Source organism: Melioribacter sp. (assembly GCF_049325435.1).
GTDB lineage: Bacteria > Bacteroidota > Ignavibacteria > Ignavibacteriales > Melioribacteraceae > Melioribacter > Melioribacter roseus.
Genome location: NZ_JBMOLD010000001.1, coordinates 186,132 through 197,201 on the forward strand (window position 1 = coordinate 186,132; position 11,070 = coordinate 197,201).

The following is an 11,070-nucleotide window of genomic DNA, read 5'->3' on the forward strand; positions in this document are numbered from 1 at the left end:
TTATACCATTTGAATTATAGTTTCCAACATTTCGTCAGCCGCGCGAATTAAGCGAGCCGCCGCCTCGTATGAACGCTGGTATTTTATTACGTTGGTCATCTCCTCGTCAATCGACACTCCCGAGTAGGATGACTTTTGAAGATTCAACTGTTGCAGCACCATTTCGCTTGTTTGGATGCGATTGTCGCTTTGAACTTTTTCCAGTCCGAAGTTATTCAAAATCGTAGAATAAGCTTCAAGAATTGTTTGATCGCCGAGCTCGCTGAATTTTGTATCGGCAAGAGCTGCGATGTTCACGGCATAATCGGAATTGCCGTCGTTGTCGGCTACGCCGGAAGCGGCAATATTCTTGGGATTATTAAGTATTGCGGGATTAATATTTATTTTTCCGTCTACAAAAGCGTCCACTACCGAGCCGCCGCTTAGCGTTCCGAAGAACGGTATGTCTGTCGACGAAGATCCGCTTTGAACAAGCGTATAACCCTGTCTGTGCAATTCATTTACTTTGTCGATGAACACATTGGCAAGATTTTCCAGATCGCTCTTGTATTTGGGTATTTGTTTTGAATATAATTCCGTAAGGGCAAACAATTCTCCGTTATTCAGGACAACGGTACTGTTTTCGTCGGCTTTAGGAACAACTTTTAATTTACCGCCGTCCAACTTGACTGTAAATTCCGTATAAACATTCCTGTCGGCGGCAAGAACTCCGCCTACGCTCACCGTTACGGTTCCGTACTCATTGTTGCTTATCGTAATGTTGGCAAGTTTGCTCAATTCGTTCAAAAGCAAATCTCTTCGGTCCATCAGTTCGCTGGCTTTAATACCCACGGCTTCGTTGTCGTAAATTTTTCTGTTCAAATCATAGATTTCTTTCAAATAAGAATTCATCTGCTCTACTTTCGAAACGGTTTCGTTTTTCAAAAGATGCTGCAACGAACTTATACTGTCGTAAACATCTTTAAAACGCTCGCTCAATCTTTGAGCGTTCTGGATAATTTGAGTGCGATATTGGATAGAAGTCGGATTTGTAGCCAGTTGACCCCAGGAATTAAAGAATTGGTTGAAATAATTCGACAATCCGTAATCGCCCGGCTCCGCCAAAATTGTCTCGACTTGCTGAAGCAATTCGGAACGTTTATTGGCGTCCGAATAAGTAGACTGGTATTGGTAAATCTGTTTATCGATCAAGTCGTTTTTTACTCGCACCACATCCTGTATCTTAACGCCCATTCCGATTCCGGCTTGAGTTTCTTCCGTGCCGAAAACAACTTTCTGACGCGTATACTCCTCGTTCCCCGCGTTCGATACGTTCTGGGACGTCACATCGAGGGCTCGCTGGTACGTAGCCATTGTACGCACCGATATGTCGAATATTTTACCAATACCCATTACTAAACTCTCTTGTTAACAATCGATTTTTTCCCTTTGCCCAACAGAGTCGTTACCGTATCCCGGATAAGGTTACGCGATACGCCTACCAAAACGGTCAGCTGGGAATTAATTTTAATTATTTCAGCGGCTTTCGATTTAATCGAATCCCTGGCGCTTTTCAATTGACCGCTTAGCTGCGGCATTTTGTTCAACAATTCTTCAATCGATGCGTTTTTTAATTCAATCGAATTCTCGGTTGCAAAAACATAAGTTAGTCTTTTCCTTTCCCGCTCTTCCTTTTGGATTAAATGAAGCAGTTTTTGCTCGCTGTCGACGGCTTTATCGAGTTTTACAATGTCGTTTTCTAGCAACGCTTCTTTTTTTGTTTTAATAGTTTCAAGAAGGTCGCTGAAATTTTTTTCCTGTCTTTTTAGAGATTCAATTAAATTTTCCAGATTCATGATTCATTCTCATTAAAATGATTTAAATAAGAGATTACTTTCTCCACATATTTTCTTGTCTCCTCGAAAGGAGGAATGCCGTTATATTTATCCACATTAGCCGGTCCGGCATTGTAAGCAGCCAAAGCGAGTTCCAAATTCCCATTATATTGTCGAAGCATATTAGCCAGATATTTAGCGCCCCCGAATATATTCTCTTTCGGGTCAAAACTGTTTTTCACGCCCATTTCGGCGGCGGTTGAGTCGATCAATTGCATCAGACCTTTTGCATTTGCCGACGATACGGCGTTTTGTTTGGCAGCCGATTCGGCCAGTATAACAGACCGGATAACATTCTTATCGACGCCGAATTGACTCGACGCTTTGTCGATTATATCTTCGTATTTACGAAGACGGTTTAACGAATCGGCGGCGGGTTTCAAACTTCTGAATTCAGTGTCGTATTTTCTCGTATCCACTTTAATTGTACGATTGAACGAATTAGATCTAACAGTCGTGGGCAGCTCTTCGCCCGTTACCTTTTTGTATACAGCTTCCGCGATGCCCATGCTTTTTCCTTTCGTCATGAAATCGGCAAATTGCTGTTCAAAAATTGCGTCGAAACCGTCGGGCAACCCGAACAAATTGGAATTGTTTTTTATTCCGAATTCATTTTCCCCGCTATCGAACAATTCGCTCGTCGCGCTATTCATAGAGCGCAGCAGCATCGAAGTAAAAAGAGCTTCGAATTGCAACGCCGCTTCGGCAATTTTCGACTTTTGTTTGTTGTCGAAGCGTTCATTTACATTCTGCATCTGATTAAGATGCTTGCCCGGTTCGCTTATTTTAATAGTAAGATTATTCATATTACATTATCACCAATTCTGCAATTAATGCGCCGGCTTCTTTAAGAGCCTGGAAAATGGCAATTATATCTCGCGGAGAAACTTTGAGCGAGTTCAGCGCAGCGGCTACTTCCTGAACGTTCGTAGCGCCTTGAATTGCTATTGTTTTACTCGAATCCTGAGATACATAAGGCACCAAATTATTAAACACCGTCGTTTCGCCTCCCGAAAATGCATTAGGCTGAGAAATTATCGGATAGGAACGTATTTGGATATTCAAACCGCCGTGCGTAATGGAAACCGGCTGAATTCTTACATTACTGCCAGCCACGACAGTACCGGTTCTTTCATTGAGGACTACGCGGGCAACTTCATCGACTTCCACATTAATGTTTTCAAGCTCGGCAAGAAATCCGATTAAATTATCCTGGCGCTCCTGCGGCACTGAAACCCTCACTTCGGCAGCGTCGAGCGCTTTGGCAATATTGCCGCCGAACGTTGTATTTATAGCATTGCTGATATTGTTTGCCGTTGTAATATCCGGTTCTTTCAGATAGACCGACACTTCCGATTCGTAAAATTCGGGAAAAGAGACGGCTTCTTTTAATCTTCCTCCGCGCGGCACTCTGCCGGCGAGGGAATGATTTTTCGAGATTCGATTGCCTGAAAAAGTATTTATATCGTAACCGCCTACCGAAATCGGGCCCTGGGCAAAACCGTAAACCCGTCCGCTCATTCCGGAGAGCGGCGTCATAAGCAAAGTGCCGCCCTGAAGACTTGTAGCGTCGCCTATCGACGAGACCGTTACGTCGAATTCAGCGCCGGGTTTTAAATTGGCGTTCAAAGTTGCCGTAACCATAACGGCGGCTACGTTTTTGGTTCTGATATCTTGCTGCGGAACCGTTATCCCGAATCGTTTTAGCATACTCGTTACCGACTGAATTGTAAAAGACGACCGGTAACTGTCGCCCGTTCCGGCCAAGCCTACAACCAATCCGTAACCGATAATCTGTTCAGCGTCATTTCCATTTAAATATGCAATATCCTTGATGCGTTGCGCATTCAAGGTCGTCATTAAAATCAGCAGTAATATTGTCGCCTTAAATTTCATTGATTCACCTTAAAATAACCAATGGAATAACTTGGTCAACCAACCCGGACTTTGCGAGCGGTCGATCATACCGCTGCCTTCGAAAGTAATTTCGGCTTCCGATATATTATACGAATAGACTGAATTGTCGGGCAGTATATCGCTCGGTCTTACTATTCCCTTAATTTTAATTATTTGTTCTTCGCCGTTGATTACAATTTTCCTGCTGCCGGTAATCAGCATATTCCCGTTGGCGTATACCGTGTCGACGAGGGCGCTTATTTTTGTTCTTACCAATCCGGTGGTTTTGGTCGAGCCAGCGCCTTCGAATGAATTTGTAGTGCCCAAACTCCCGTCGGCTTTCGGCAGCGGAGCGCTGTCCATATTGCCGGAGAAATTGCCTCCTATGCTACTCGTCCTGCCCGTTGTAGTTTCCGCATTGTTTGACGCCTGGGACGATTCCATTACAATAATCGTAATAGCGTCGCCGATTGCAACCGCTTTATTGTCCGCAAAGAGTGAATAGAGCGAATTCTGCCTCATATTCTGTCCGAATACGCCTGCAGTCATGATTATTAAAAACAGCGTTAAATTTTTCATTTTAGTCTTCCAATAAAACGTTTTGTTTGTCGATTATTCTTGCTTTGAATATTTTATTATCCGTCGTAATTACGCGTATTATTTCGCCGATCCTGCCTTCCTGACGAGCTGTGGCGTCGACCGAAATGTCCACGCTCCCCTTTATTACATGAAGAATAACTTTACTGTCGCGGAAAACGTCGGGTACGGGTTCAATTAATTCTTCCGTCAATACCGTGCCTTCGTTAATAACGGTTCTGCTCCTCTTACCCGCAATTTCTTCAGTTTCGAAGACGGGAGTTCCTTTAATTGAAGTTATTTCCGCTTCGATGGAATCGAACATGTCGCCGCTCAGCGCTTCCCCTCTTTCTATTTTCCTGTTTGCCTTAAGCACAGTTTTGTAAAGTTCAATTTCGATGGTTATAAACGAATTGTTGACATTGCTGTATGCATCGTAAACGTGAACCGGTAAAAATGCATACCTGTTGCTTATCCTCAATTGCCGTGTATCGTCGATTTCGATCCGGCTGTAATTGACTGGCAGACTGTTTACTTTAAACGTAAATCTGGAATAGTCCGACAATTTTTCGGATAAATAATTCTGTAATTTTGATTCGAATGAATCACCCGGAAATAATTGAAGCAATATTAAAACGAATATTGCCAACATTATCCTCTCTTCAGATTATTTGCCATAGTCATCATATCTTCAACCGTTTTAACGGTTTTGGAATTGATTTCGTAAGCCCGTTGAGCTGCAATCATTGCAATCATTTCTTCGACGATATCGACATTAGAAGTTTCGAGATATCCCTGATGAATTTCGCCGAATCCGTCTTCTCCCGGCGTTCCGAGTATCGGTTGACCGGAGGCAGGGGTCTCTCCGTACAAATTATCTCCCAGAGCGACCAAACCGCCGTTATTCATAAAACGGGCAATTTCGATACTGCCGAGAGCAACGCGCGAACCGTCGACCAATTCGGCTTCGACCGTTCCGTCTTTGGCAATCATAAGATTTACAACGTCGTTATTGATCGTAAAGCCGGGATCGAGTTCGTAACCGCTCGAAGTTACGATTCTGCCGTCGGCGTTCAGCTTAAACGAGCCGTCGCGAGTATAGGCGAATGTGCCGTCGCTTTTGCGCACCTGAAAAAATCCGTCGCCGTAAATTGCCAAATCCATCTGATTATTTGTGGCTACAAGGTCGCCTTGTTTGAAAATTTTCTGAGTGGACGCTGGCTTTACTCCGTTTCCCACCTGAACTTTATTATTCGTCGTTTCGTAAATTCCCGGCGTCGAACTCGTCAACGGATTTATGTTGACTTCCTGATACATCAAATCCTGGAAGTCCGCTCGGTTTTTCTTAAAACCGGTTGTGTTGATATTCGCTATATTGTTCGAAATGACTTCGATATTAATCTGTTGCGCATACATTCCGGATGCCGCAGTTCTCAAAGCTCTCGTTGGCATAGTCTACCTCGTTTATATTTTACCAATTTGATTTGCGTGATCGAGCGACTGATCAAGCGCGTTAATAATTTTTTGCGACGTTTCATAAGATTTGTTAAGCGCAATCATCGCTTCCATTTCCAGAATCGGATTAGTATTCGATTCTTCCAGATATCCCTGCGCCAGTTTGAAGTCGTCTTCGTTCAATTCCTTAAACGGCTGATTTCCCAACAAAAAATTCGAGGCGCCGATACGACTCAAACTTTCGGGAAATTCCACATCCACTACAAGGATAGTATCGATGAACTGATTTCCTACTCTGATTTCTCCGTTGTTGGAAATTTTGATTTCTGAGTCCTTGTTTCTGATCAATTCGCCCATATAAATTTCGCCGCTTTTACCCTGTACCTTATTCCCAGCCCCGTCCACAAGATATCCGTCGTCCGATAGACGGAATCTTCCGTCGCGAGTTAATTCGTACTGACCGTCGCTGTTTTTAATCATGAAAAATCCCCTTCCGGAAATTGCCACGTCGAGAGGATTGGATGTAAGAACGGTTTCGCCCTGCTGCATGCTCGTTAATTTTTTGAACTGAGCCTCTCCCGCTTCGTTAATGTATTCGGAAAAAGGTATTTCCCTTTTATATGCGGTGGTGTTAATATTTGCAATATTATTGGCAATAATGTCGATATTCTGAGACCTTTGCATCATTCCTCTTGCCACCGAATAAATACCTTTAATCATTGCGACTTCTCCCTTAGTTATGGAACTCGTAATATTTAAGTCTGGCAGCGAGCATCAATTCGCCCTGCGCCACTTTAAGTTCCTTAGCTTTTTTATTGATATTTTTGTCGTTCAGCTTATTGATTACGGGATTGCTCAATAATTCTTTTCTGAATTTACTTCTGCGGATATCCGTTGTCGGCTGCAATTTTTCTTCTCTCATCATGCCGATGTTAATTTTCAGTTTCTTCCTGGCTTTTTGCTGCGCTTTAAGAACGGCTCTTCGAATAAAGATAAGAGCGAACAAAAACGCCGAGAAGGAAATCAGCAGTTTTACGTTGAAAGGCAGATCCACAAACAATTGATAAACCGACTTTTTCTTTTTAATGACTACGGGCGCTTCGTTTTCATATTCGGGCGCCGTCTGAATAATATCGGGTTCTTTAATTGCCTTCTTTTCGTTTTTAATTTTAGCCATAAGAATTTGCTGCGCTACGAGTTCTCTTACATCTACGGAATCTTCGACCGGAATTTCATTTTCCGACCGCACCGACAAGCTGTCGGTCTGCGAAAAAGCCGGCATTCCGTATAAAAGAATCAGTATAGCCAAAAGCGTTCTCATTTTGTTAACTTCCTCTTTAATGGGAACAACAAATGAATTGAAGTGCCTTTAAGAGGCATTGAATCGTATTCGATTTTGCCGTCGCATTTTTTCATCAATTCGCCGACAATTTTAATTGTGAGATTCGATATATAATCGCTCGACTCTCCGAAATCTTCCCAATAATCGGTAACAAAGACGGAGAGAACTATAACTTCGTTTATATACTTGGTTTGAATAACGATACCGCTTCCCCGGTTCGATTTCTTCTTGATCATCGAAAAGATATTAGTAAGGATTTGTTTAATCTCCTTCGAATTTCCGAGCACCGGCGGAATATTGTCTTCCAGATCGAGCTCGCATTCGAGTTCCAGACTCTTGAGAGTCGCCGTTACAACGCCGTAAAATTCTTTGACAAGGTTATTAAGATCGCACGGCAGATTCTGCTTTCCGCCGTTTTGATTTACTTCGTTGAACTTGAAGAGCTTTTGCGACAGACCGCTCAGCCTGTCGACGCGTTCCCTTATTTTTTCGAATATTTCGGTATCCACGCCTGTATTGAGACTTTCGATATAATCGACATTGCTGAGAATAACCTGCAGCGAATTGAGCATATCGTGTATTATGCCTTCGGCAAATTCTCCGACAGCGTAAAGTTTGAAATCATTATTAAGTTTCGATTCGTAAGTTTGTAAATCGTCGTACAGTTTGTTTATTTTATTTTTCTGTTGTATCGATATTATCTGAGGTATTACCGCGCTCAAAAGAATATAAATCGCCTGATTTTCGAGCGAATCCTCGGAAATCTTATAGGCAGGACCCAAAAGCGATACCACGCCTATCGGATTTTTCTGATAATAAACGGGAAAAATCGTTTGATATAATTTCGAACCTTCGCCTGTAATCGAACTCAGATCAGGAATGAGCGTCGGCTTCTGTGTCTCGAAAATCCAGTCCAGTATGCCGTTTTTGAATGCCTTGTTCACCAGATTATTCTGGAGCGCGGAAGATTTCGAACTGACCGATTTCAAGACCGTTCGCGAGTCGTCGAACAGGAACAAATCGACTTCTTTTGAAGAAATTATCATTTTGACGTGATGGCTGAACAGAAAGTGGATATCGTCGATATTTTTAAGACCCGCAAATTTTTTCTGAAAAGTATATAACGACTGGACGATGTAATTATACTTTTCGAACAGATTATTTCTCGAACGATGAGTTTCGATATTAATCAGTTGAAAATCCCCGGAGGAATTTCCTTTCGTATAGTACTGAAGCGATTTCGAAAACGATTCGAACCGCGCGGTATTGTCTTTAATTACTCTCAAAGCAGGTTCCTCAGTGAATCTATTTGTGATGAAATTGGTTCTCTGTAGCTTTCTATAAATTCTTCAATTTCATTTATATCCTTGAACTGCAGAATTGTAGCCGCTTCGGGACTGAGTTCAAGATCGTTATCCCAATCGAATTTGCCGATATCGAGCTTTTGAGTCATGTAATCGCTCAGATGAATTATCGACGACAGAATTTTCGTATTCGTCGATTGATTGGGATTGTGATGGAATCTTACCATATCGCAGATATGCTCGGGAATATTCCAATTGCGCAGAAGGCTGTAACCGACCATTTGATGGTCCATACCGAGTTGCTGATTTTCGGCTTCGGAGTATTTAGAACCTTTTTCCACGCTTTCTTTAATTTTAACGAAATCCGAATGCATATAGCGATGGATTACCGAGATGCCCAGATCGTGAAGAAGAGCGCCGATAAAGACGTCGTTGCTTTCACGAATGTTCATATCGTCGGCAATCTTTTTTGCCGTAGTGGCAGTTATATACGAATGGAGCCAGAAATCTTTCTGGTTCATGTATTCATCGCTTTTGTTTTTCATCGTTTCCATCAGCGAAAGCGCCATCACTATGTTTCTGATTTCGTTGAAACCCAGAATCATGATGGCGTACTCGATGGACGAAACCCTTTTGGCAAGTCCGTAAAACGGCGAGTTGGCTATCGTTAAAATTTTGACCACTATACTCTGGTCTTTTGCAATAGCTTTAGCCAGTTTTTGGGGACTTGTATTCAGGTCTTTTAATAATTCAAGAACTTCCGAAAGAATTTTAGGCACCGGCGAGAGCGTAGTAACTCTTTTCAGTACCAGTTGTGTACGTTCCCTCTTTTGCGCCTGATCGAATACTATTGTGTTCATTGCTCTTATCTGTTTAGTGATTCAAAATGTTGATTAAATAAAGGTTGATAGCTTTCCATAAATTGTTCCAGATATTCCATATTTCCGAATTGAAGAATTTCGAGAATATTTTCGTCCAGGGGCATATTGTCGTCGCACATAAAAGCCCCGATTTCGAATTTCTGCGTCATATAATCGGTCAAATGGACCAGCGAAGTGAGAACAGGATTGTACTCAGACTCCGAGGGCGTATGATGGTTTACGACGGCATCGATTATATTCCTCGGGAAATTCCATTTTTCCAGCAGGAACTCGGCAATGTGGCTGTGCGTGTATCCGAGCACTTTATTTTCCGCTTCCAGAAAACTTAAGCCCTGGTTTTCTACCAATTCCATTATCTGTTTGTAATCGTAATTCATATATTTATAAAGAATAACGAGCCCGAGATCGTGCAACAATCCGACGGTAAAAACTTCGCCCGATTTCGGATATCGTAAATCGTCGGCAATTCTTTTGGCGCCCGTAGCGGTCAGTATTGAATGACGCCAGTAGTCCTGGTGATTCCAATCCTTGGCGTTTCTTACTTTGAACGTATCGAGAAGCGAGAGAGCCAGAAGAATGTTTTTGATGTGATCGAAACCGATAATGACTACCGCAAATTCTATAGTGGATACTCTGCGGGGCAATCCGTAGAGAGGCGAATTTGCAACCGCCAAAATTTTCGCGGCAAGCGCCTGATCCCTCGATATAACCCTGCAAAGATCCGACGCGCTTGTCATTTCATTATCGAGCATATTGGAAACTTCTGCAATAACCTGCGGAACAGCCGGTATGTTTCCTATTCCCGAAAGCTGCTTCCGTATCTTTTCCTTGATTTCGGATGTTCCCTGTTCAACCATTTTTTTCAGTAAGTTTTTGTTTGAGTATTTTCATTATTTTGGAATGCAATTGAGATACGCGCGATACCGTAATATTGAGTACCTTTGCAATCTCCTGGTAATTGAGTTCTTCGTAATAATAGAGAGTAATAATCATTCGATCGCGGTCGCTCAATTGTTTTATCATTTCGACCAGTCTTTCTTTCATCTCGTTCTTTTCGAGAATCTGCAGAGGCTCATCGCTGTCGTCGGCCATCATTTCATACATTTGCATACCTTCTTCTTCGATATAATTGCTGTTGAGCGAAACCGTTCCGCTGCTGCTTGTGGTGACCGGCTCGGGCTCGCCGATCATTTCGTATTTATGGCTGTATTTTCGAATTTCGTCGTAAATTTTGCCGCGTATTCTTTGAATTGCATAAGTTTCGAACTTTGTCCCGTAATCCGGGTCAAAACGGTCGATGGCTTCGCTCAAGCCTTCGATACCGAATTGGAAAAAATCTCTTCTGTCGAATAATTCGCTTTGATTGAGATTAGTCTTGTGGATTACATAATGGACAAGATTGATGTAATTGAGAATAATCTTCTTCTTCAATTCAGGCGAAGGATGCGCCTTGAAGGTTTCCCATAAATATTCGTTTTTATTCATTACTGTCTTTTCCCGATGGTTCTTCTTTTATTTTTTCCAACGAATTGCGATTGATGGCTTTAATTAAACTGATAGTGACGAAGCTCAACATTATCGTCAAAAGGAGAAATATCGAAAGGGAATTCAGTATTACCCGCGTAACGTCGAGTCCTTTTTGAACAAAATAAATTACGGAGAAGAAGAAAACGAGTAATCCGAATTGCATTATTATTTTGTTCATCATCTCTCCTATTCTTTTGAATAAGAGAGATGCAAAG

Annotated in this window: 14 protein-coding genes; all 14 read right to left on the reverse strand. The window is 42.2% G+C overall.

The genetic code is table 11. The features are described 5' to 3' along the window. Genes flgK through ACOYVE_RS00835 form a run of 14 tightly spaced genes read right to left on the reverse strand, consistent with a single transcriptional unit; the run spans window position 1 to window position 11,036 of the window. Window positions 1-1,392 (reverse strand): flagellar hook-associated protein FlgK, encoded by a 1,392-nt coding sequence (flgK, locus tag ACOYVE_RS00770; protein WP_422880527.1) that lies wholly within the window; start codon window positions 1,390-1,392, stop codon window positions 1-3. A 2-nt stretch (window positions 1,393-1,394) separates the two neighbouring features. Next, on the reverse strand, window positions 1,395-1,835 hold the full coding sequence (gene flgN / locus ACOYVE_RS00775) for a flagellar export chaperone FlgN (RefSeq protein WP_422880528.1): 441 nt from the start codon (window positions 1,833-1,835) through the stop codon (window positions 1,395-1,397). Beyond that, window positions 1,832-2,680: a transglycosylase SLT domain-containing protein gene (locus tag ACOYVE_RS00780; RefSeq protein WP_422880529.1), complete on the reverse strand. Its 849-nt coding sequence runs from the start codon at window positions 2,678-2,680 to the stop codon at window positions 1,832-1,834. Before ACOYVE_RS00780 ends, flgN begins: the two co-directional genes overlap by 4 nt. A 1-nt stretch (window position 2,681) precedes the next feature. Then, window positions 2,682-3,770 carry a flagellar basal body P-ring protein FlgI gene (locus tag ACOYVE_RS00785; RefSeq protein WP_422880530.1) on the reverse strand — a complete coding sequence of 363 codons (1,089 nt, stop codon included), beginning with the start codon at window positions 3,768-3,770 and terminating at the stop codon, window positions 2,682-2,684. Between the two features lie 9 nt (window positions 3,771-3,779). Beyond that, a complete protein-coding gene (locus ACOYVE_RS00790) occupies window positions 3,780-4,349 on the reverse strand; it encodes a flagellar basal body L-ring protein FlgH (RefSeq protein ID WP_422880531.1) in 570 nt (189 codons plus the stop codon). A gap of 1 nt (window position 4,350) precedes the next feature. Next, on the reverse strand, window positions 4,351-4,998 hold the full coding sequence (gene flgA / locus ACOYVE_RS00795) for a flagellar basal body P-ring formation chaperone FlgA (protein ID WP_422880532.1): 648 nt from the start codon (window positions 4,996-4,998) through the stop codon (window positions 4,351-4,353). Next, complete coding sequence (flgG, locus tag ACOYVE_RS00800) at window positions 4,998-5,798, reverse strand: flagellar basal-body rod protein FlgG (RefSeq protein WP_422880533.1); 801 nt, start codon at window positions 5,796-5,798, stop codon at window positions 4,998-5,000. The genes flgA and flgG overlap by 1 nt, the downstream gene beginning before the upstream one ends. 12 nt (window positions 5,799-5,810) lie before the next feature. Beyond that, window positions 5,811-6,521 carry a flagellar hook-basal body protein gene (locus tag ACOYVE_RS00805; protein WP_422880534.1) on the reverse strand — a complete coding sequence of 237 codons (711 nt, stop codon included), beginning with the start codon at window positions 6,519-6,521 and terminating at the stop codon, window positions 5,811-5,813. A 13-nt stretch (window positions 6,522-6,534) separates the two neighbouring features. Then, window positions 6,535-7,122, reverse strand: coding sequence for a hypothetical protein (locus ACOYVE_RS00810; RefSeq protein WP_422880535.1), 588 nt, complete (start codon window positions 7,120-7,122; stop codon window positions 6,535-6,537). Beyond that, window positions 7,119-8,429: a sensor histidine kinase gene (locus ACOYVE_RS00815; RefSeq protein ID WP_422880536.1), complete on the reverse strand. Its 1,311-nt coding sequence runs from the start codon at window positions 8,427-8,429 to the stop codon at window positions 7,119-7,121. Before ACOYVE_RS00815 ends, ACOYVE_RS00810 begins: the two co-directional genes overlap by 4 nt. Continuing rightward, window positions 8,426-9,307, reverse strand: coding sequence for an HDOD domain-containing protein (locus tag ACOYVE_RS00820; protein WP_422880537.1), 882 nt, complete (start codon window positions 9,305-9,307; stop codon window positions 8,426-8,428). Before ACOYVE_RS00820 ends, ACOYVE_RS00815 begins: the two co-directional genes overlap by 4 nt. A gap of 5 nt (window positions 9,308-9,312) precedes the next feature. Beyond that, entirely contained in the window at window positions 9,313-10,185 is an 873-nt protein-coding gene (locus ACOYVE_RS00825) for an HDOD domain-containing protein (RefSeq protein WP_422880538.1), read from the reverse strand. Next, window positions 10,178-10,813: a sigma-70 family RNA polymerase sigma factor gene (locus tag ACOYVE_RS00830; RefSeq protein ID WP_422880539.1), complete on the reverse strand. Its 636-nt coding sequence runs from the start codon at window positions 10,811-10,813 to the stop codon at window positions 10,178-10,180. Before ACOYVE_RS00830 ends, ACOYVE_RS00825 begins: the two co-directional genes overlap by 8 nt. Next, the gene (locus ACOYVE_RS00835; protein WP_422880540.1) at window positions 10,806-11,036 is read right to left on the reverse strand and encodes a hypothetical protein; all 231 of its coding nucleotides are present in this window, start codon (window positions 11,034-11,036) and stop codon (window positions 10,806-10,808) included. The genes ACOYVE_RS00830 and ACOYVE_RS00835 overlap by 8 nt, the downstream gene beginning before the upstream one ends. Window positions 11,037-11,070 lie beyond the last annotated feature (34 nt).